13 protein-coding genes and 1 pseudogene are annotated in these 21,974 nt (G+C 69.8%); 7 read left to right on the forward strand and 7 right to left on the reverse strand.

Going from position 1 to position 21,974, the window contains the following annotated elements; all coding sequences use genetic code 11:
- The 6 genes from E2651_RS44115 to E2651_RS24690 form a co-directional block, all read left to right on the forward strand.
- Positions 1 to 466, forward strand: a 466-nt coding sequence (locus tag E2651_RS44115; RefSeq protein WP_245239162.1) for a DUF6177 family protein, incomplete at its 5' end; no start/stop codon positions are given.
- A gap of 59 nt (positions 467 to 525) precedes the next feature.
- Positions 526 to 1,818: an AAA family ATPase gene (locus E2651_RS24665; RefSeq protein WP_135333403.1), complete on the forward strand. Its 1,293-nt coding sequence runs from the start codon at positions 526 to 528 to the stop codon at positions 1,816 to 1,818.
- Complete coding sequence (locus E2651_RS24670) at positions 1,815 to 2,933, forward strand: tetratricopeptide repeat protein (protein ID WP_135333404.1); 1,119 nt, start codon at positions 1,815 to 1,817, stop codon at positions 2,931 to 2,933. Before E2651_RS24665 ends, E2651_RS24670 begins: the two co-directional genes overlap by 4 nt.
- A gap of 154 nt (positions 2,934 to 3,087) precedes the next feature.
- Positions 3,088 to 3,708: a class I SAM-dependent methyltransferase gene (locus tag E2651_RS24675; RefSeq protein ID WP_245239163.1), complete on the forward strand. Its 621-nt coding sequence runs from the start codon at positions 3,088 to 3,090 to the stop codon at positions 3,706 to 3,708.
- 276 nt (positions 3,709 to 3,984) lie between these two features.
- Positions 3,985 to 6,132 carry an NACHT domain-containing protein gene (locus E2651_RS24685; protein WP_135333406.1) on the forward strand — a complete coding sequence of 716 codons (2,148 nt, stop codon included), beginning with the start codon at positions 3,985 to 3,987 and terminating at the stop codon, positions 6,130 to 6,132.
- Positions 6,133 to 6,896: 764 nt separating this feature from the next.
- Positions 6,897 to 7,409 (forward strand): hypothetical protein, encoded by a 513-nt coding sequence (locus E2651_RS24690; protein WP_135333407.1) that lies wholly within the window; start codon positions 6,897 to 6,899, stop codon positions 7,407 to 7,409.
- 137 nt (positions 7,410 to 7,546) lie between these two features.
- Here E2651_RS24690 and E2651_RS24695 read toward each other — a convergent pair whose 3' ends face one another.
- From E2651_RS24695 to E2651_RS24725, 7 genes and pseudogenes are all read right to left on the reverse strand, one after another.
- Positions 7,547 to 8,806: a TIGR02679 family protein gene (locus E2651_RS24695; protein WP_348541666.1), complete on the reverse strand. Its 1,260-nt coding sequence runs from the start codon at positions 8,804 to 8,806 to the stop codon at positions 7,547 to 7,549.
- Positions 8,797 to 13,026, reverse strand: a complete 4,230-nt coding sequence (locus tag E2651_RS24700) for a TIGR02680 family protein (RefSeq protein WP_245239165.1) — start codon at positions 13,024 to 13,026, stop codon at positions 8,797 to 8,799. Before E2651_RS24700 ends, E2651_RS24695 begins: the two co-directional genes overlap by 10 nt.
- Complete coding sequence (locus E2651_RS24705; RefSeq protein ID WP_135333408.1) at positions 13,023 to 14,291, reverse strand: TIGR02678 family protein; 1,269 nt, start codon at positions 14,289 to 14,291, stop codon at positions 13,023 to 13,025. The genes E2651_RS24700 and E2651_RS24705 overlap by 4 nt, the downstream gene beginning before the upstream one ends.
- Entirely contained in the window at positions 14,288 to 15,886 is a 1,599-nt protein-coding gene (locus tag E2651_RS24710) for a TIGR02677 family protein (protein WP_135333409.1), read from the reverse strand. Before E2651_RS24710 ends, E2651_RS24705 begins: the two co-directional genes overlap by 4 nt.
- Before the next feature lie 155 nt (positions 15,887 to 16,041).
- Positions 16,042 to 16,317 (reverse strand): helix-turn-helix domain-containing protein, encoded by a 276-nt coding sequence (locus E2651_RS24715; RefSeq protein ID WP_135333410.1) that lies wholly within the window; start codon positions 16,315 to 16,317, stop codon positions 16,042 to 16,044.
- Positions 16,318 to 17,786: 1,469 nt separating this feature from the next.
- Complete coding sequence (locus E2651_RS24720) at positions 17,787 to 19,472, reverse strand: AMP-binding protein (RefSeq protein WP_135333411.1); 1,686 nt, start codon at positions 19,470 to 19,472, stop codon at positions 17,787 to 17,789.
- Positions 19,473 to 19,606: 134 nt separating this feature from the next.
- A pseudogene (locus E2651_RS24725) lies at positions 19,607 to 21,007 on the reverse strand (AMP-binding protein); the annotation flags it as partial.
- A gap of 163 nt (positions 21,008 to 21,170) precedes the next feature.
- On the opposite strand from E2651_RS24725, the gene E2651_RS24730 reads away from it, so the two are divergent.
- Positions 21,171 to 21,974: helix-turn-helix transcriptional regulator (locus E2651_RS24730; protein WP_135333412.1), on the forward strand; the 804-nt coding region annotated here is incomplete at its 3' end.

Raw genomic sequence — 21,974 nt, forward strand, 5'->3', positions numbered from 1 at the left:
CGCCATCGGCCACCCCGACCGTCCCGCGATCGCCACCCACCGCATCACCCGCACCACCAGCGGCATCGAGGAAGACATCACCCTCACCCTGGGCTACGGCCCCGACGAGACCCCGCCCCTCGATTCAATCGAACTCCTGGCGGAAACCCTGGTCACTGAACACGGCCTGGCCACCATGCTGACGTCCCTGCGCAGAGCCCGCCGCGACCTCACCGCCCCACCCCACTTCGAGGCCCCGCCAGTCCCGCTCGCCCTCACCCTGGGCCCCGACGACGTACACAAAATGGGCCTGCCGCATGCCAGCCGTCCGCCCCTGAGCCTGCGCCCCGTCCAACTCGGGCCCACGGCCAAACCCGCGCTCCACTACCCCCTGGGTGACGGCACCAGCGGCGAAGCCTGGACCACGCTCCAGCAGCTCACCCAACACCTCGAAGACGCCCCGGGATCTGCCAGGTCACCCCGGTGATCCAGAGCGACAAGCGAACCCCGGACCACCTCACTCATCACCTACGCAGAAAGTCGACCATGCCGGAGGAATCCCCTCTGATCCAGAGCCTGCGCACAGCCGTCACGGCGGCCCCCAGCGACGTGCCTCTGCGAGTGCACCTCGCCGAGCTGCTGCTGGACGCGGGTCACCACGATGCAGCTGTCACGGAGGCGGCCGTCGCGCTCCAGCACGCACCGGGCGATCGGCTCGCACGCGCCCTCATGACCCGCGCAATGAGCCCCTCCAGCCCGTCCGCACCCCCGCAGAACGTCACACCCGAACCCGCACAAGCCCCGACGGCCCCGCCGCAACATGCAGCAGAGGCCGGCCCCCGTACCGGCTTCAACTGGCAGGCCGCCGAGGACCAGATCGGCGACGTCATCCCGCCCCGCTTCGTCGAGGCCCCTCTCAGCACCGACGGCAGCGGCGACCCCGGCGACGCGGCCGCCTGGGACGTGACCGCACCCGGCCCCGTACGGCTCGCCGACGTCGGCGGCATGCAGGACGTCAAGGAACGCCTCGAAGCCGCCTTCCTTGCGCCCATGCGCAACCCCGAACTGCGCAAGCTGTACGGCAAGAGCCTGCGCGGCGGACTGCTCCTGTACGGACCGCCCGGCTGCGGCAAGACCTTCATCGCCCGCGCCATCGCCGGGGAGCTCGGCGCGAACTTCCTGTCCGTATCGGTCAACGACGTACTCGACATGTGGATCGGCAACTCCGAACGCAACATGCACGAGATCTTCCAGACCGCCCGCCGCCAGGCACCCTGCGTAGTCTTCCTCGACGAGCTGGACGCGCTCGGCGCCAAGCGCAGCCGCACTGCGCACAGCGGCATGCGCAACACCGTCAACCAGCTCCTCACCGAGCTGGACGGCATTGACTCCGCGGCCAACGACGGCGTGTTCGTCCTCGCCGCCACCAACGTCCCCTGGGACGTCGACATCGCCCTGCGCCGCCCCGGCCGCCTGGACCGCACCCTGCTCGTCCTGCCGCCCGACGCTGCAGCACGCGAGGCGATCCTCCACTACCACCTCAGCCAACGCCCCATTGCAGGCGTCGACTTGCGCAAACTCGCCAAGGCCACCGATGGCCTGTCCGGCGCCGACCTCGCCCACCTGTGCGAGACCGCAGCCGAGAGTGCCCTGCTCGACTCTGCCCGCACCGGAACCGTCCGCATGATCAGCATGAAGGACCTGCTGAACGCTGCCGCCACGATCACGCCCTCAGCCGAGCCGTGGTTTGCCACCGCCCGCAACGTCGCCATGTTCGCCAACGAGGGCGGCGCCTACGACGACCTCGTCGCCTATCTGAAGAAGAGGCGCAAGCTGTGACCACCGTGCACCCGGCCGTCGAACGGGCCGGCGCGCTCATCAATCTCACCCGGTACGACGACGCCGAGTCACTCCTGCGCCAGCACTTGACCGAACACCCCGACGACATCGACGCCTGGATCGACCTCTCCCTGTGCCACACACGGGCCAAGCAACCGGAGAAGGGTCTGGATGCCGCTGACAAAGCCCTCACACTCAACCCCGAGAACGTGTACGCGCTCAGGATGCGCGCCCACGCGCTGCGCGAGATCGGCAGCCGCTGGCAGGAGGCGGAAGAACCCCTCCGCGAAGTGATCCGCCTCGCCCCCGACGACTGGCACGGATACGCCTATCTCGCCGACCTCATCTACCGCATCCGCATCACAGAGCACGTCGCGGACCAAGCGTTCCGCCCTGCGGAACTGCCCCGTTATCTCTTCGAGGAGTCGGCCGCGCTCGCCAGGGAGGCCATACGCCTGGGCCCCGAGGAGGTCTACGCCTACGAAGTCGCCTTCCTCATCGACTACATAGGCGGCGACGGAGCGGTAGCCGAACAGATGAATCGTGCCATCCTCCAGCTCGACCCCACCCACCCCGACGCCCTGGCCCGGCAGACCAAGTTTCAGGCCAGTGCGCCCGGCGTCAAAGCAGCACAGGCCGCCACCCTCTACGCCGACGCCCTCGCCTCCGCCCCGAACTCCGAGCCGATGCAGGAGGGCCTCGACCACGCCTCCTACCGCCTGCTGCGCGGCATCCGCTGGTTGGCCCTGCTCTGCCTGGCCTTCGCCGCCGTCCAGGTCGACCTCCTCGTCACCGAGGATGAGGTACCACGAGAGCTGCCGGTTCCGCTCGGCCAGCGCCTGTGGTTCCTCGTACCCACCGCCGCGATCTGGACCGTGGGCGCCCTGCTGCGCTACCGCCGCCTGCGCGCCGGCGTCCGGGTCAACCTCCACTCCGTCATCCGCCGACGTAGATGGCCCCGCATCGTCCTGGCCCAGGCCACGTGGGCCATGATCTGCACACTCCTGATCACACAGCCCGCATGGACGGAACGGCAGGTGCCGCAACTGCTCGTCTGGGCAGGGCTGTTGCCGACTCTCGCCACGATCTGGTTCGACCGACGAAAGACCCGGTGATGGCACTGCCCGCCGCCCGTGGCGGATTCGGAATCTTCACCACGCCGGCAGCCTGAAGGCCTGACAGCAAGAGGGCTGTCTCATCTGGACTCTTGGGTAGCCTGCGGCCGTGGGAATCAGACGGAACCCTGACGGCTGGTTGGACGACACTCGATTGTCCTACGACACTGTCGCCACCAGCTATGCGGACCAGGTGCGCAACCTCCTGGACGAAACGCCGGACGAACGCGCGGTCCTGGCCCTGTTCGCCGACCTGGTGCACGCCGGCGGCGGGGGGCCGGTTGCGGACGTGGGCTGCGGGCCGGGGAGGATCACAGCCCACCTGCATGAACTGGGAGTGGACGCCTTCGGGATCGACCTGTCGCCCGCGATGATCGACGTAGCTCGCCGGGACCACCCTGGCCTGCGGTTCGACGTCGGTTCCATGACGGAACTCGACCTCGCCGACGCTTCCATGGCCGGCCTGGTCGCCTGGTACTCGCTCATCCACATCCCCGATGACGAGATCGGCCCGGTCCTCCAGCACTTCCAGCGGGTGGTGCGACCCGGTGGCCCACTGCTGCTCGGCTACCACGTCGGTGACGAGGCGCAAATGAGGACGCACGGATACGGCGGACACCCCATGAAGGTCTACGTCCACCGTCGCCAACCCAACCAAATGGCCGCCTGGCTCAACGACGCGGGCTTCACCACCCAGAGACACAGGACTCTCAGCTCTGCCGAGAGCACGCTGGGGGGAATCCTCCTCGCGCGCCGTCAGCCTGATGCCCAGTAGAGGGTTGAAGCTCTCCTCATCGCCTTCGACCAGTTGGATGCCCCCCTCCGGCGCCCAGGCCCGGGCCACCCATCACCGCTCCCGCCGCCACAGCCGCTCCACTACGTACCGCTGCCACCCTGAGATCACTACACCCAGCGCCCTCCGCCGGACAAGGCCGTTGTCCATGACTCGAAGGTTCCTCACGCCAGAGCCATCACGTTCAACCCCTGTGCATGGACACCGTTCCTGAGAAACCGTCGGCGATGAGCCCTGGCTGATGCCAATATCTCCGTCATGCGCAGAACACAACGCGTACTCGTCTCCGTCTTCGCCACCACGCTGACCGCGTCTTTCGCATCACTGATCTGGTCCTACGACGCCAGAAGGCGTGGGCTCGCGGAAGGAGATCTCGCGAGTGTTCTCGGGGTCACGCTGGCCCTGGCAAGCCTGGCCTCCGGCTTCTGGGCGGTGATCGCGCCCCGGCGTGAGGCCGACCGCGAACAACCACTCAGTATGAGCGTCGATGCTCTCGTCCGGCGCATTCGCCAACAGTGGGAGGTCGCCGAAGATCTGCACCGGCTCAACGACGACTTCGCCCTCTCCGTCGCCTGGTGCAGCGAGACCGCAGGACTGGCCGATGACCTCACCACCGTTCGTAAGATGGCGGCCAGCTGGGGGACGCTCCTCAATGCTCCTCCCCGCACTGCGACCCCGGCCGAAGGGGACGAACTGGCGGGCGAGGGATCCGAGCTCGCTCAAATACTTCGTGAGCGCATCCCCACGGGCCGACTCGTCATCCTGGGGGAGGCGGGATCCGGAAAGACGGTCCTGGTAGAGCGGCTCTTGTACGGCCTGCTGGAACAGCGATCGGCTGACGATGCCGTCCACGTCCGCATTCCCCTGGGCAGTTGGCCCCTAGACGGCCCCGACCTGGACACATGGATGGCGAAGTACCTGATCGGGATCGAGCCCGACCTCAAAGACCTCGCTCCCCGCCGCTACGGCAAACGCGTCCGCCGTGCCGACGTCCTCCTGCGGGAGGGCTTGGTCGTACCCGTCCTGGATGGGTTCGACGAACTACAGATCACCGCGCGCCGGGAAGTCCTACGCAAGATCAACTCCGCCATGCGGGCCCGCCGGCCCATCATCCTTGCGAGCCGCCCGGAAGCGTACCGCGCAGCCGTGGAGATGCCGGGTGACACCAGGGCCCAACTGCTCAGTGGCGCCGCCGGAATCGAACTGCTGCCGGTGACCGCTGACCGAGCGGAGACGTATCTGCGGCAAAAGGACGGAGACTGGGACGATCTCTGCCGCCACCTCGGCACCGATGACGCTGTGGGGGTCGCCCTGCGCAGTCCGTTGACGCTTTTCCTGTGCCGCACCGTGTACGAACGCACGGACCGCCCCGCCCCGCCAACAGCGAGCGAGCTCTGCGACGCGCGCCGCTTCCCCGACGCCGTCGCGATCCGCTCCCACCTCTTCGCGTCATTCATACCGGCGGTGTACCGGGAGACCAGAGCCGGACGACGTCCTCCATGGCCCGTCGTGAAGGCAGAGCGCTCGCTTCGCTTCCTGGCCCGCCGCCGACACGACACCGAGTCCGTCCTCGGCTCGGGAGCAGACCTGACCTGGTGGCGTCTACACCACCTCGCCCCTCGGACCCGGCGCCGCCTCGCGTGGACCGTCTCTCTCTTGATCGCGTCCCTCTGGCTGCCCGCCAGCCTGCACCAGCCGACCAGCATCCCTCTCGCTCTGTACTCGTCCCTTTTCATCATCGGGTTCATCCAACTCTTCATCAGGCAAGTCAGGTTGGACCGCACCCCCAAAGCAGGACTGGGGTGGCATTGGCGCTGGGTCCCGATTCCAGCGGCGATTGGGGCCGCCATGGGCTTCACCATGGCCGAAACGCACGTCCAAGCAGGCGACGTCGAGTTCGGCCCCGTGCCGTACGTCCTCTTCTCGCTCCTGTTCGCCCTCATCGGAGCGGCCGTCTGCGGTTGGCGCCCGCGCAAGGCGGACCTCGACCGTCCTGTCACGCCCCCGTTCTTGCTCCGCCAGGACAGACGTACGTTCCTCACCTACTCTCTCACCTGGGCATTTGTCGTTACGGTGGTCTTCTTCTCGATCTTGGCTCCCTGGGTGTGGGCGAGCCTGCCCCTGCTCGACAGGGTCGGGTACGGAGCCTTCCTCGCCGCCCTCGCCCAAGCCCTACTCTTCACCGTCGTGTTGGGACTTGGCATCGGCGTCGGCGCAGCGTTCCACCAGACCGCGTGCGGCACCTTCGCGCTGGCCTGCCTGTGGTACGGCCTCCGCGGCCGGACCCCGTTCCGCCTCCTTGTCTTTCTGGACGACGCTCACCACCGTGGAGTGCTCCGCCAGGTCGGCGGCTCCTACGAGTTCCGACACGTGGAACTACAGCGGCATCTCGCCGCAGTGACCTGATGCGTACTAAGCCGACTGTCCACCGGCGTCTGCCGACGCATCGACCACGCGGACCTGCTCCACGCGGACGCTCGTCAACTCAGAGCTACGCTGGCACGCATCAGCTCCTTCGGGCGCAGTCCCGCCTCGATCCCGCGCCGTGGTTCCTGATGCCGGTCGCGTCGCACGTGCGCCCCGGCGAAGTCCAACTCGTTCGGGTCGGTTCTCCGCCTGGTCTGGTCTGGTCCGGTCCGGTCCGACAGCCGTAACGCACAAGATCATCCACGTGTGCCAGCCGGGCAACCCTACGGCCAAGCCCGCTACGGCAAGTCATATGTCGCCGCGACCGTGACCCGCCCACCGGAAACCCGCTGGTCGCGCCCGTTCCCATCTGTCGGCAACCCCGCCGGGGGCACCCAGTTGCGCAGTGTATTTGCGCAGGTCAAGGTGCCTTTGCCGCTGTTCCTCATTGAGGAGCAGCGGCTCTTGCGTTTCGGGCCTCGTTCGTGAATTCCTGCATCGGTGCAGGTCATCGACGGTTTGCCGGAGTGGTTCGCGTGCGCAGGTTCGAACCCTTAGGGGGAGCTGGAGTTAGCGCAATCTCACCCTCCGTGACGGGATGCGTGACGAGCCAGTGAAGGACCTCGTGGATGACGCGGGCCTGTTCGACGGCGAGTTCCTCGCTCCCTGGCCCTGTGACATGGACGATCTCGAAGGTGCACTTTGGTGGTTCGTTGCGTTTCATCGTTCCGCCTTGACGTGCAGAGGTCCGGGCTTTACAGGCCGTGCTGGTCGAGGATGTTCATCAGGTTGCGTTCGCGCTTCTGGTCGGCGCGGAGCGCGGTGAGGTGGGTGGTGAACTCCTGCTGGGTGCCCAGGTTTTGGTGACAGGTTCGGGCGGCGCGCAGGAGGCGAGCGATCTGCTGGTAGGCGTGGTCCCCAGTGGTCCGCTTGAGGGGTTCGATCAGGCGCCGGCAGACCTCGAGTGCGTCGGCCGGCCGCGTGTCCTGCGACTGGTCGGCGTGGGTGAGTCACTGCCGCTCATCGGTGCCTACTTGAGCGGCTTGCCATACAGCGTCCAGGTCGCTGTCGTCGAGGAGCGCGTCGATCAGCACGGGGCCGCCGTACCAGCTGCGTTGCCGCTTCGACGCCTCAGCGCGCAAGTCGGCCAGGGCTCTCTCGTGTTCGCCTCCCCAGCAGCCCGCAGCCTCGGCCGCGGTGCGCAGCGCCCGGTAGGCGGCAAGGGAGTGCCGGTGTCGCGGTCCATGGCGAGACCGGCAACGGCGGTCAAGCTCTGATCGCCGTCGGTGAGGCCAACTGGTACGACGTCATGGGGATGGGGCACGTGGAGCACCCGCCAGCGCATCCGTGCTCTCCTTCACCGCGCGCGGCGCCCCCCGGCTGCAGTGTTACGGCGGCGCCGGCTTCGCCGAGCTCACACCTGACGCTTCAGGTCTGCCAACAGGTCGTCAAGGACCGATTCCTCCTCTACGCGCACGCCCGCCTCGGTGAGAGCGAGCGCGAGGTCCGGGTCCCAGGCCGCCTCGGTCGGGGTGCCTGTCAGGGGGCGCAGGCCGTTCAGTGCGGCAGCTGCCGTGCGGTAGTCGGCGGTGGTGTAGCGCCAAGGGCGCCAGGGGACGCGGCGGTGCAGAACGGTGGCGATGCGCAGGCCTCCCCAGTCGAAGTCGCCGTGGTACTGGAGTGTGGCGCCGCCGCTGTGGAGGTGGTCGAGCAGGGTGAGCGCGGCGGTGGAGGGCTGCCCCTGGAGGCAGACCAGGGGCGGGCAGGAGCCGCCGTAGGCGTCGGCCGCAGCGGCCAGCACCGTGGGGTTCTCGCAGATGCGGACGAGGCCGGGTGAGGTGCGTGGCGGGGTGTGGGTGAGCTGGCGCAAGGTCAGTACAGCGGGTTGGCCGGTAGCCGCCAACCAGTCGAGGGCGGGGGTGCCGCGGAGGTTGAGGACGAGGACGGTCGATGACAGGTCGTCGCGGAGCAGTCCTGCCGACGCCCATGTATCGCGCCGCCCTTCGGCCCCGCTGCCCTCCGGGATTCCGGTCAGGGCGCGGATGCCGGACAGGACGAGGGTGGCGAGCGCGGTGCCGTCGTCCAGGGCATGGGCGTTGCCGAGGAGGCGGGCCGCGAAGGCGGGCAGGGACGCGGCGGGCTCGGCGGGCTCGGCGGGCAGAGCACGCAGGACCTTCGTCGCGTCGGTGAGGAGGGCGAGCGCTGCGACCGGGGTTCCGGCGAGGCGGCGTACGAGACCGGTGAGGCGCAACTCGCCAGCCCAGTCGGCCAGTTCGGGTGGAAGGGTGTCCAGCGGGGCGTAGGCCTCCCGCCATGCCGCCGCTTCTCGTTCCCGCGCCTCGGCGATCAACGTCACCGGACCGGTGAGGGCGGTGACGGCCGAGGCCAGGCCGGTGAGGCAGGCTCCTGAGTGGCGCAGCAGGGCATCGACCGCTTCGAGCCGTACGCTCAGCGAGCCCCCGGCGCCGGGGGCTCGGCCAAGGAGCCGGTCAACTGCCGCCCGTTGGGGGCCACTCGGGATGGCCAGGGTGACGACGCCCGTGAGCGGCTGCGCCCGCTCCATGCGCCGTCGCACACGCTCCAGAAACCAGGCGAGTTCGGGGGCGCCGAGCAGGCGGCGCAGGCGGTCGACATCGGGGAACGGGCCGGGCTCCGCTGGCGGGTTCAGGTCCACAACGGCCCCTGCTCCGGTGTGTCGTACGGCGCGGCTGCGTGCCCCTGCCGGGGCCGTTCCCTGCCGGGGTGCTCGGTCCCGGATGGTCCGGGGACCTGCGTACGCCCCGGCTCCGCACCCCGTGACCGCCTGCTGCCGTCCCACTCCCACCGGGTGACCAGGACCGCCGCGATCTCGTCGACCCGGGACAGCTGGGCAATGGCGATTCCGGGGACCTGCGGGTAGCAGGCCCACTCGCGTTCGCTCGTCATCACCACATCGAGGTCGAAGGCGTGCAGCAGGCCCAGGCACTTGGCGCGCGAGTCGTCGTCCACACCCGCGAAGGCCTCGTCCAGCGTGACCAGGCGCGGGGCGTGCGGGGCCGCGGTGGCGTAATGCGAGGACGCGGCGGCGAACAAAGGCACCGTCACGGCGAGCACGCGCTCACCGCCGGAGGCGGGGCCGGTGGCCGGGACCCACTTGGCGTGCTGGTGGCGTTCGATGCCGAACTCGTGCCAGGTGCGGTAGTCCAGGGCCTGGGTGAGCAGTTCGAGCCAGCTGCCCGGGTCCTCGTCGCTCTGCCGGCGGGCGATCTGCGCCTGGAGGAACTCCCCCACAGCGGCGCGGTCTTCCGCGGACCAGGCATCGGCGGACTGGCGCAGGCGTTCGCGCGCCTGGGTCAGGCCGGACGGGGCCTTGCGGGACGGCCGCCAGGTCAGGCGCAGTTTCATGCCCGTGGAGGTGGGACGCTCCTCCAACTCGTCGTTCATGGCCCTTACCTGGCGCTCCGCCGCGCCGATCAGCTCCTGCAGCGTGCCCGCGACCTCGGTGAGCAGATGGGTCTCCAGGATCTCTCGTTCGTGGGCGGACAGGATGCGGGCCAGCTCCGCGACCTCGACGGCGAGGGCCTCGGCCAGTTCGGGAACGGCCCGCTCCCGGCCCTGATAGACGATGTCGACGACCATGCCGTCCTCGACCATGCGGGCGGTGGCAGTATGTCCGTTGCGCGCGAGGGCGTCCTGCAGCTTCTTGTACTCCTCGCTGAGCCGTTTTTGTACGCGCTCCCAAGCGCCGTCGGAATCGTCGGCGCCGGCCAGTTCGGCCTCCACGGCACGGGCGAGGGCCACGGCCGGGGTGGCCGCCCACGGTCCGGTGTCCAGCGGGGGGACCGTGGCCTCGGGAAGGGCCACCGCGAGGAGGCCGGTCGCCGCGAACCGCTGGAGGGCGGCGATGGCCTCGGCGCGCGCGGCGGCCGCGGCGGTCATGTCCTTCTCCAGCTGTTCGATCCGTCCCTCCGCGCGGCCCACGCGCTCACCGGCTCCGGCGTGGTCCTCGCGGGCCTGCCGCTGTGCGCGTTCGCAGGTCTCCAGGGTGCGGGTGGTCTCGGTCAGGCGGCGCTCAAGTTCGGCAACGGCGGCGCCGACGGTGGAGCTCAGGGTGGTGTGGTGGGCTTCGGCGGCGGCCGCGAGGCGGCTCGCCCCCTCGGCGCGCCGGGCCAGTTCGCTCACCCGCCCGGCGGCCTGCTCCACCTCGGTACGTTCCTGGGCGACGGTGTGGGTCGCGGTGGTGCGTTCCCTCAGGGCGGGCCACAGTGCGGCAAGGACGGTGCCGTACTCGGTGAGGGCCTGGCGGACCGCGGCGAGTTCCGTCCGGCCTGCGGGCAGGCCCATGTCCGCTGCGGTACGGGCGAGTTCCCTGGCGGCCTCGGCTGCGGTGCGGGCTGCCTCGCTCAGCTCATCGGCCCGTTCGTCGCGGCGGGCACGGGCCCGGTGGGCGGCCCCGGCGGCGGTGGCAGCGCGTGCGTGCGCGTGGCGCAGCGCGTCGTCGCCGGGCAGCGCGGCCACCTCGTCGTCCAGGGTGTTCCGACGTCGGGTGACCGCGGCCTGTTCGGTCTTGAGACGTGTCATATCGGCTTCCAGGGCGCCGAGTTCCGCCCGCAGTGCCGTCATGCGGGCGCGACGCGCCTCTTCGCGGGCGCCCTCACCGACGTAGACGGCGGTCGGCTTCGTCCAACTGCCGGTGAGCGCCCCGATGCGGAAGCGGCCCTCCAGGCTCACCCAGTCCGTGTCCACCTCGGCGAGCTCTCGGGGGGAGGACGGCTCTCCGCTCTCGCCGAGTCCGATGGCGTGGAGGAGCCGTCCCACGGTCTCCTCGGTCACCTCGGTCACCTCGGCAGCCTGTGGGTCACCATGATCGACCGCCGGACGCAGTACGTCGCCGAGCGTGCTGCCCGCGGCCGACGCGAGAGGGGCCAGGAGCACGTCGTGCCCCTCAGGGTGCAGGGCCACGCCGTCCGGACGCACCCACGCGTCCAGGAGGCCGGATGCCTCCAACGCGGCTTCGAGGCCCGCTCGTTCGCTGTCCACGAGGTGGTCCCGGAAGTCGATGAGCCGCCACAGTGGTGCGCCGGGCACGTGGTCGCGGATGCCGGGAGTGCGGGTATGCGGTGCGGCCGGTCCCTGCTGTCCGCCTTCCTGAAGGGCGGCCAGCTCCCGCCGTGCGGCGTCGTGCCGCTCGGCGGTCTCGGCGAGTCGGCCCGTGAGCGATGCGGCCCGGTCTGCGAGGCGGGCCGTGTGGGCGCGGTGGGCCGCGGCCGTCTGGGTGCGTGCCGGGCTGGGCCCCTCCATGTGGTCCACCCAGTGCTGCAGCTCGTCCAGCAGGCCGGGTACGCCGGGGAGGGACAGCTCCACGCATCGGGTCAGGTGGTCGCGTACCGCCTCGGTCAGCTCCCGCCCCTCTCGGGCCGCTGCTTCGTGAGCCTGTGCCTGCTGTTCGGCCGCGTGCCCCGCCTCGGTCTGGGCCTCGTCCAGGCGGCGGGCGGCGGCTCGCTGCTCGGCTTCCGCGAGCTCGCTGCGGGCCGCCAGTTCCTCCACGTGCTCGACGGTGCGCCGTCGGCGCTCCACGGTCGCCTCCGCCGCACCCCGCAGCTCCGCCTCCGGGGTGCCGTCGGTGCGCAGCTCGTGGTCCAGGCGGGCGGCCTGCGCAGCCTCCCGCTCGCGGGCGCGGATGCCGGTGAGGCTCTGCTCTGCCTGAGCGAGGCGGTTCTCCGCGGAGCTCAGGCGCCCCAGCGCCCTGGTGTGGGCCACGGCCGCCTGGTCACGGTCTCCTTCGGTACGCGACAGGTCGGTCGCGGTGCGTGCGGCATCGGCGGCCGCCTGTTCAAGGGCGCGGGCATCCCGCATCTCCGGGCCTGTGCGCAGCGCGGCGTCCTGAGCCCTGAGCCGGGCCGCGGTCTCTTCCAGTTCCCCTATGCGCTCGGCCGCCACGGCCCGGTCCTGCTCGGCCTGTTCGCGCGCCGACTGGGCTCCGCCCAGATCCCGGCCCAACTGTTCGTATCGGGCGTGCTCGTGACGGGGCAGCCGGGCCCGCCGGCGCGTGGCGATGCGGGCGTAGCGGCGGTAGTGATCGAGGAAGCCGGACGCGGCCCGCTCCGCCTCGGTGGCCGCCCGCAGCTCCTCCTTCTCCTCGTCAAGAGACCGGAACGCCTCGGCCACATCGGCGATGACGGCCTGGTCCATCGGCGGCAGGGCCTCGGTCAGCGCCCGGGACAGGGCGGCCTCGTTGGGGCGCTTCGACAGCTGCGGCTGACGCAGCTGGATCAGCAGGTCCACCAGCGCCGCATACCGTCGCTCACCGAGCCCGAACAGTGCCTCGTCGACCGCCCTGCGATACGTCTTCGCCTGGTCGTAGACGAGGCCGTGCCCGCTGATCGCCTCCGCGAGCCGGTCCCGCGACAGCGCCGTGCCGGTGGCGTCGAGGAGGTTCAGTTCCACGCCGATCCGCTGATCGGTGACGGCGTACCAGTGCCGGGCGATGCCGCGCCCGGAGACGGCCTTCAGCCCACACACGAGCGTACGGAACTCCGCCTGCCCGCGGGCCTCGTCCTCCTCGTCACGACGGCCGAACTCGATCCACGTGTACCCGAGGCGCTCGGGGTGCGGATGCTCCCCGCCGAGCAGCAGATTCCACTCCATGCGCTTACCCGGGTCCGCGTCGGGTTCCACGCGGCGGGCCGACAGTTCGCCGTCTAGGAGGAAGGGCAGGGTCAGAGCGAGGACCTTGGACTTGCCGGTGCCGTTGTTGCCGCGCAGGAGCAGGCGGCCGTCGCGGAACCAGAACTCCTCCACGTCGTAGTAGAAGAGATCGACGAGCCCGACCCGCAGGGGCCGCCACCGGCCGGGCGCGGGCTCGGGCAGGACGGGGGTGGATTCCGGCAGGGTCTCGCAGGCTGGGGCGATCACTGTTGGCTCCCCTTCCGGTGAGTGGGTACGGGCGCGGCAGGCCGAGCGGGGCCGGAGGCGGCAGCGCGCACCGCCGGTTCCAGGACGATCGCCTCTCCCACGGCGTACCGGTGCAGGGCGGGGCGCGGCGCAACCCCGTCGGGCGTGCGGCGCGCCAGACCCAGGGCACAGAGCCTGGCCACCGCCTGCTCGACCAATTCCGCCTCTGCGCCGGGCTGCTTGGCGGCTTTCGACCAGTAACTGCCGTGCCGGGCGGCCAGTTCCCGCACCCGCTGTTCCAATGCCTCTCTGCTCACCTCGCTGTCCGCCGCGGCCAGGTGCTCGGCGAGGAGCAGGGTGACGTGGCCGTGGGTGCCCTGCTCCGGCATGCGGACGTCGGTGAGATCGTCCCGAGGGTCGATCATGGCGATGCCTTCGGCCCGCACCTCCGGGACCAGGCCGGTCAGCTCGTTGATGCGGGCTGCGATGAAGCTGCGCTGCCGGGTCAGATAAGCCAATTCGGCATCGCTCAGCTCGTCGTAGTACAGCACCGGCTCGTCCAGGAGCCGCCGGGTCAGGGTCCAACGGATGGCGCGGAACCTCAACTCCTCGCTGTCCAGGGCGCTTTCGGCGGACAGCTCGGCAAGGCGGGCCTCGAAGGCGTCCGCGATGACGATCGAAGGGCCGCGGCGGGAGGCGAGGAGACCGGCGAGGACGCGGCGTTCCACGTCGTAGAGCACATCACCCGTGCCGCTGACGTACGCCTCCTCCTCGCCCGCCACCCGCCGCACCACGCCGAGATGCAGCAGGAGCCGGACCACGGCTGCGAGGTCGATGCGCTCATCGCGCCGTTCCAACGTGAACGTGATGCCTGTAGCCGCCAGTCGGGGCTCCGCCGCGTCCAGCATGACCTGCTCGGCGAGGCGGCCGAGCGTGATCTGCGCTTCGCTGCGCTCCAGGGCCGCCAGGGCAAGGCACAACAGCACATAGCGGCGCCGGGTGAACGGCGTGTCGGCGCGCTTCACCTCGCGCGCGGGATGCGTCGGGTCGGTCAGGGTCCCCGGAGACTTGCGCAGCCGCGCGGCCTCCGCGTCCACCTGCAGCGACCAGCCGGTGTTCCGCTCGAACCAGTCGCGCAGTTCGCTCGTGTACTGCCGCACGAGGCGGAAATCGTCGGCGTGCGGACCATGCGCGAGCAGAAGCGGCTCCTTGAGCAGGGCGCGCCCGGCCTGCTGGAAGTCGGCTGTGCGCCGGCTGTCCAGAACCGCCGTCAAGGGTGTGGTCATCGTTCCTCCCCTGCCGGACCGAAGTCCCCGGGCGTGCCTGTCGTGTACGTCAGATCGGTGATCGCGACGGTGTGGTCGGGGCCTCGGAACACTCCGCCGGGGGTGCGGATCTCGGCCGTCGTACCGTCCCGAAGGGCGGTGAGCCGGATCTCCATCGAACCGTCGTTGCCGGCGGCCACGGTTGTCGTCGTGCCGGGACGCCAGGCGGACAGGGCGTCACCGAGCAGCTGCAGAAAGAGGCCGAAGGCCAGCGGATCGAGTTCACCGAGTTCGGAGAGCCTCATGACGCCGTGGGCCGCAAGGCGGGCCCGGGCCGCGGCGATCTCCTCCGCCTGTTTCACGGCGATCTCGGCAAGCCTGCGCCGCTCAGCGGAACGGTCCGTGACCTTACGGGCTCTGCCACGCCGCTCATAACTTCCCGTACGGCGCAATTGCGGGCTGATGTGCAGGGGCTCGGCCTCGGCCCAGGACACGGACGCCGCCACCGGCCGTGCCGCACGCGCCTGAAGCGTCTCGGCGTCCACGGTGAGGTGCCTCGACGGATACAGGCCGAACGCGGATCGCCACAAACGGTGCCGGGCATCGTCGTCCGGAGCCTCGGCGAACCAGAGAGCCAGGGTCCGGAAGTCCGCGGAGCGGTCCGAACGCCCGGCCCGCCGTTCGTTCAACTGCCGTACGACAGCCAGAAGCTGGGGAATGGCGCCCAGGGCTCGCCCACGCAGCAGGCGCGCCTGCGACTCACGCCCGTCCGCGGACACGAACCAGGCCGCGAGGCCCGACCAGCGCGCACGCCACCGGGCGAGGGCCTCGGCCCGGGCATCATCGGCTCCGTCCGGCGAAGCGTCGGCGGCCTCCCTGGCCGCGGCCAGGCCCAGGAGCACATCCACCCGTCCGTGCTCCTCCAACTCGCCGAGCAGCAGGGCGATCCGGCTGCCCAGGGTGATCAGATCCTGGATGAACCTCTCCAGGTACTGGATCAACCGGTCCTTGTACGCCAGGAACACCTCGACCTCGACGCCGTGCAGGTCGATCGTGCGCTGCAGCGAACCCATGAAGGCCCGCGCATTCTCCGCGAGCGCTTCGAACCGTCCCGTCAGGGCGGACAGGGCCAAGTGCGCCTTGGCCGGATCCGGGGACTCCGCGGCAGAGATGACGAGCAGGGCCCGCAGCTGCGTGACGATGTCGTGCAACGCCACCGTTTGCAGCTCGCCGCGCCTGCCCAGCGCCTCGTCGTAGACGGACAGCGCCCGTTCGGCGGCCTCGCCGGCCTGAGTGAGCTGGTAGATGAACCGCTTACGGTAGAAGTCCTCCACCGCGGTCACCCGGGCCGTGTCCGGATCGGCCCGCAGGTTGCCCCACTCGACGAGACTGTCCAGCGCCTTGACGACGGCCTCTTGGTCCGCCGGTCGCCCCTCCGGAGGCAACGCGGCCCGCACGTCCTCGGGCCGCAGATGCACCGCGAAGCGCTCCTTGGCCGCCAGGAAGGCCCCCATCACCTGGCGATAGAGAGCGGCATGGGGCACGGTCAGGTGAGTGAAAGCCGTGTAGGACGCCGCCGTCTCGGCCTGCCCGGGGATGGATGCACCTGCCGTCATCACCCTGCCCCTGCCCCTGCCGCCACTCGCCGGTGATGCACCGCACCCACCTCATCCCCCTGGGCACTGCTGCCCCGTTGCACTCTTCATGAGCGAGGCTACGAGACAGCACTGACAGAGAAGTGCCCGAATCCGCAACACCCGAGGGGCGATTCTCAGTCAAGCTGGGCGGCGAATTCGATACCCGCATGCACGTCATCCACATGCACAGGCCGGCTTTCCACCTGAAGAACACGCATGAGCGCCGAGGTCGGTATCCGGTATCGATACCCGGGGCGCAGTACGGGGCACGGGAAGGCATCCCGCTGCAGGAGCCGACGAGCCGTTGCCACACTGATGCCCAATGCGCGCGCGGCGGTACGCAGATCGACCGTCACCGGAAGACAGAAGAGCTCGGGAAAGGTCAGAGTGGGGCCCTTGCACTCGGTCACGACGGCTCACTCCGCCGCGCCCCGTGGCGTGAAGTTGTCCGATCCCGCTCGTGTCTGATGTGAGCGACGGTGTGTCCCCTGGTGCACAGCCGGGTGGCGCAGACCGCTCCGCCAAGCCCCAGCCGGTGTGCCACCGACCCGAGGCGTTCGCCTTCGCGCCGGTCGGCATCGGGGCCCTCGACTCCCGCCTGACCCCACGGCTCGACAGGGACTGTCTTCGCGCACTGCGCCGTCACGTCAGGGAAAGACCGATGGTGACCGCGTATCAATTCCACGTCCTCAACGGGCAATTCCCGGACGTCGGCCCTGGCAAGACGCCACCCGCCGGTCGCGGCCGCCCGCCACAACAACTCTCCCAGTCCGGGCTGTCCGGGATCGGCGGTGTCGAGAGCCTCCAGCGCGGCGACGAGAACCGCGGAACTGAGATCCTGAGCGTCTGTGCGACCGTGCCACACCAGGCGCCCGACCGTGCGACGCAGACCTGGAAGCAACATCCAAAGCGCCACCAGACTCCACGGACCGTCGAAGCCGTGTGCGCGCTCCTGCTGAGCAAGCGCCACGAGTCGCCCCCACACGGCGTCGCGGAGGGCGGGATCCGACTCGGTGTCCCATGCCAGATCCCGCGCGGCGGGCAGTGCCAGGACTTGAGGGCCGGAGTCATCAGCTGTGCCGCAGATGTCGACATGCAAGCAGGGCGCCGGGATGCGCTCGCTGAATTCAACTACTCGAGCTTCAATTGCACTGAAAATCGGGGATGTTCTCCGTTGGGCCATGACTCGTTCTCTGTGTCGAAAGCCCCACTGACGCAAAGGCCTGAGGTGCTCTGGGAAGGACACAGGAAGGGTGAGCGCAGAGCTGTCGCACCTGCCATGCCCTCCACACGAAGAGGTGAACTTGACCGGGAAGGCAAGCGCCCGCACGGAATCATGCGGTAAAGAGCCACGCCGCGCACAACGGCTTGAGCCGCACTACGCCGCAGATCACCAGCTCGCCCGCTTTGGCCACCGGCCTTCCCCGTGCCCGTGCTCCGAATCCCCCGCCCAGGACACGAACCTGCGGTCAAGCCCGCTATGGCAAGTCATACACCGCCGCCACGGTGACCCTCCCGCCGCGTAACCGGTCACTCCCGTTCCCATCTGCCGGCGACCCCGCCGGGGATTCGAACCTGCGCAGAGTCGTGCACGAAACTTGGGCACCATCACCGGGCCACGTGAACCGGCACCAGTCGGGACCGCACTTCAACCATCGACGTGGCGCAAATCCCCAAATCAGCACCGCGGGCGAACCAGCCATCTCGTATGGCTCCTGCTTGAGCCAGTCCCTCTCCCGATTCTCCAGCCCACCGCACCAGCTGGATCGCTCCCGCAGCACACCGCGCCGCGGGAACTCTCTCTCACAATTACCGTTTTCATAGCCCCGCAACGGGACTACCGGCCTTCGGAGTTGGAGGGCACCGCTCTGCCACGAACTCAGCGCTTTCCGCGCTCCATCCACTCGTCCAGTGACCCCTCCGCCGTCCGCTCCCGCAGATCAACCCGCCGAATCTTGCCGGAGATCGTCTTGGGCAGCTCCTCCGTGAACTCGATCCGCCGGATCCGCTTGTAAGGAGCCAGAACCGACCGGGTGTACGCAAAGATCGCCTCCGCCGTCTCCTCCCCCGGCACCCAGCCCTTGGCCAGCACCACGTACGCCTTCGGGACTGCAAGCCGCAGCTCATCCGGCGCGGGCACCACCGCCGCCTCCACCACCGCCTCGTGCTCAAGGAGCGCGCTCTCCAGCTCGAACGGCGAGACCTTGTAGTCGGAAGACTTGAACACGTCATCACTCCGACCCACATAGGTGAGGTACCCATCGGCGTCCAGCGATCCGATGTCGCCCGTGCGGTAGTAGCCGTCCGCCATCGCCTCCGCGGTGCGCTCCGCGTCCCCGTGGTAGCCGGTCATCAGACCGACCGGCCGCGCCGACAGGTCGAGGGAGATCTCGCCCTCCGCCGCTCCCGGTTCGCCGGTGATCGGGTCGAGGAGCGTGACCCGGTAGCCGGGACTCGGGCGGCCCATGGAGCCGGGGTTCAGGCGCTGGCCCGGGGAGTTGGCCACCTGGACGGCCGTCTCCGTCTGGCCGAAGCCGTCCCGGATCACCACGCCCCAGGCGCGGTTCACCGCCTCGATCACCTCGGGGTTCAGCGGCTCGCCGGCCGCCACGATCTCCCGTGGTGGCGTGCCCAACTGCCCCAGATCGGCCTGGATCAGCATCCGCCACACCGTGGGCGGTGCGCAGAAGCTGGTGACGCCGACCCTGTCCATCTCCGCCATCAGGCGGCCCGCGTCGAAGCGCGTGTAGTTGTAGATGAAGACCGTCGCCTCGGCGTTCCACGGGGCGAAGAGGTTCGACCAGGCGTGCTTGGCCCAGCCCGGCGAGGAGATGTTGAGATGGACGTCGCCGGGCTTCAGACCGATCCAGTACATCGTCGCCAAGTGGCCCACGGGGTACGACACATGGGTGTGCTCCACCAGCTTGGGCTGCGACGTGGTCCCGGACGTGAAGTAGAGCATCAGCGGGTCGTCGGCCGCCGTGGGGCCGTCCGGCTCGAAGTCCTGCGTGGCCGATGCCGTGTCCGTGTACGACAGCCAGCCCTCGCTCGGGGCATCGGCCCCGACCACGGTCCTTGTGTACGTGCCTGGCACACCGGCGAACTTCTCGACGTCCTCACCGCGTGTGATCACATGCCGCGCCCTGCCCCGCTCGATCCGGTCCCGCAGATCGACCGTTCCGAGCAGTGGCGTCGCCGGGATCATCACGGCGCGTAGCTTCATGGCGGCCAGCGCCGTCTCCCACAGCTCCACCTGGTTGCCGAGCATCACCAGGATTCGGTCGCCGGGCGCGACGCCCTGCTCCCGCAGCCAGTTGGCCACCTGGTTCGAGCGTGCCGACAGTTCGGCGTAGGTGAACCGCTGTTCGTCACCGTCCTCCTCAGTGATGTGCAGCGCCGTGCGGTCATTTCCCTCGGCGATCGCGTCGAACCAGTCCAACGCCCAGTTGAACCGCTCGAACCGGGGCCAGCTGAACCCCTCGTACGCAGCCTCGTAGTCCTCGCGGTGCCGCAGCAGGAAGTCCCTCGCCGCCCGGAACTCCTCCGTCACGCTCTTGTCCGTCATCTGTCGCCAGCCACCCTTCTCGCGTACCCACGTGGGCCCTCACGGCCCATGCCTCGCCCTGCCCGAGCGTGATCACCCACCATCGGCCGACCTCACGCCGCGAGACGAATTAGAAACGAAATGCCCACTGATCTTGACGCCCTGAAGACGTCGTCGGCGCGCCCTACGTACGTGATGTAGCCGTCGTCGTCGCGCGAACCGATGTCGCCGGTGCGGTAGTAGCCGCCCGCCATGGCCTCAGCCGTGCGCTCGGGGTCGCCGTGGTAGCCGGCCATGAGGCCGACCGGGTGCCGGCCCAGGTCGAGTGAGATCTCGCCCTCCTGCGCGCCCGGTTTGCCGGTGATCGGGTCGAGGAGTTCGACGGCGAAGCCGGGTGTGGGGCGGCCCATGGAGCCCGGTTTCAGTTGCTGGCCGGGCGAGTTGGCGACCTGTACGGCCGTCTCGGTCTGGCCGAAGCCGTCCCGGATCACCACGCCCCAGTCGCGTCGGACCTGCTCGATGACCTCCGGGTTGAGCGGCTCGCCCGCCGCGACGACCTCGCGGGGCGGGGTGCGCAGCTGGGTCAGGTCGGCCTGGATGAGCATGCGCCACACGGTCGGCGGGGCGCAGAAGGACGTCACGCCCGCGCGGTCCATCGCGGACATCAGCCGTGCGGCGTCGAAGCGCGCGTAGTTGTAGATGAAGACCGTCGCCTCGGCGTTCCACGGGGCGAAGAGGTTGGACCAGGCGTGCTTGGCCCAGCCGGGAGAGGAGATGTTGAGGTGTACGTCGCCGGGCCTGAGGCCGATCCAGTACATCGTCGCCAAATGGCCGATGGGGTACGACACATGGGTGTGCTCGACCAGCTTGGGGCGGGCCGTGGTGCCCGAGGTGAAGTAGAGCATCAGCGGGTCGTCCGCGTGGGTGACGCCGTCGGGTTCGAAGGTGTCGGGTGCGTGGTCGGGTGCGTGGTCGGGTGCGTCGTCGGCACCGTCGTACGAGATCCAGGCGGCGCGGCCGCCGTCCCCGTCACTGTCGCTGTCGGCGCCTACGACGATGCGTGTGTAGTCGCCCGGCACGTCGTCGAACTTGGCCGTGTCCTCGGGGCGCACGATGACGTGCCGGGCGCTGCCGCGCTCGATGCGGTCGCGCAGGTCGACGGGGCCGAGCAGCGGGGTCGCCGGGATGACGATCGCGCGCAGCTTCATCGCGGCGAGGGCGATCTCCCACAGTTCGACCTGGTTGCCGAGCATCACGACGATGCGGTCGCCGGCGCAGACGCCTTGCGCGCGCAGCCAGTTGGCGACGCGGTCGGAGCGCGCGGACATCGCCGCGAAGGAGACGCGGGTCTCCGTCCCGTCCTCCTCGACGATGTGCAGGGCGGTGTTGTCGTTGTCGCGTGCGATGACGTCGAACCAGTCGAGCGCCCAGTTGAACCGCTCGGGCCGCGGCCAGGCGAAGCCCTCGTAGGCGGCGGCGTAGTCCTCACGATGCCGCAGCAGGAAGTCCCGAGCGGTGCGGAACTGTTCCGTGCCGCCGGTGCCCGTCGTCGTCATTGCGCTCTCCCTCGTGGCCGGTCCGATGCCGCGCGCCTCTGCCAAGCTCATTGCCGGGCTCATTGCCGGGCTCATTGCCGGACGCTACGTAACATCGTGTAATGCGTGTTGCGGTCTCACTACCCCCGGACGGGGGTGTCCGTGCGGTGAAGGGGCGACACGCATGACGGCTGACGGCGGCGAGGCGGTGGAGATGCGGTCCGCTCTGCTGCGGCTGCGGCGGGGCACGGGTCTGCCGGTGGCCTTCGGCGGGCTCCTCGAAGGGCAGCGTCAGGTGCGGATCGGCGAGCTGAGCGGCACGGGGACGCGTGCGCTGTATGGGCTCGCGGTGTCCGCGGGCAATGGTCTCGGCGGCAAGGCAGTCGCGCTCTCGCGTCCGTGCGCGGTCACGGACTACCACGATTCGCGGCACATCAGCCATGAGTACGACGGTGCCGTCGCCGCGGAAGGACTGCGCTCGGTCCTCGCGGTGCCGGTGGTGGTACGCCGCCGGGTGCGCGGCGTCCTGTACGGCGCCCTGCGCACGGCCCAGCCGCTGGGCGACCGGACCCTGGCGGCGGCGGTGGCCGCGGCGCGGGACGTGGAGCAGGCTCTTGTCGTACGCGATGAAGTGCGCCAACTCCTCGCGACGGCGCGGGAACCAGTGGCGGGACCCGGCGCGTGGGAACAGGTCCGCGAGGCGCACAGCGCACTGCGCGGCCTGGCCCCCCGCGTTCTGGACCCGACGCTGCGCGAGGAACTCCTGGCGGTATGCGGCCGCTTGGCCACGGCGGCGACACCTTTCCCTCACCGCGAACGCGACGTGTCCCTCTCCCCCCGCGAGGTGGACGTCCTGACCTGCGTGGCCGGCGGCCTGACGAACGCGAAGACGGCGGAGCGGCTGGGGCTGCGCCCGGAGACGGTCAAGGGGTACTTGCGGGCGGCGATGCGGAAGCTGGGCGCGCATACGCGGTTGGAGGCGGTGGTG

Origin of the sequence: Streptomyces sp. MZ04 (assembly GCF_004684775.1) — a bacterium.
Classification (GTDB): Bacteria; Actinomycetota; Actinomycetes; order Streptomycetales; family Streptomycetaceae; genus Streptomyces.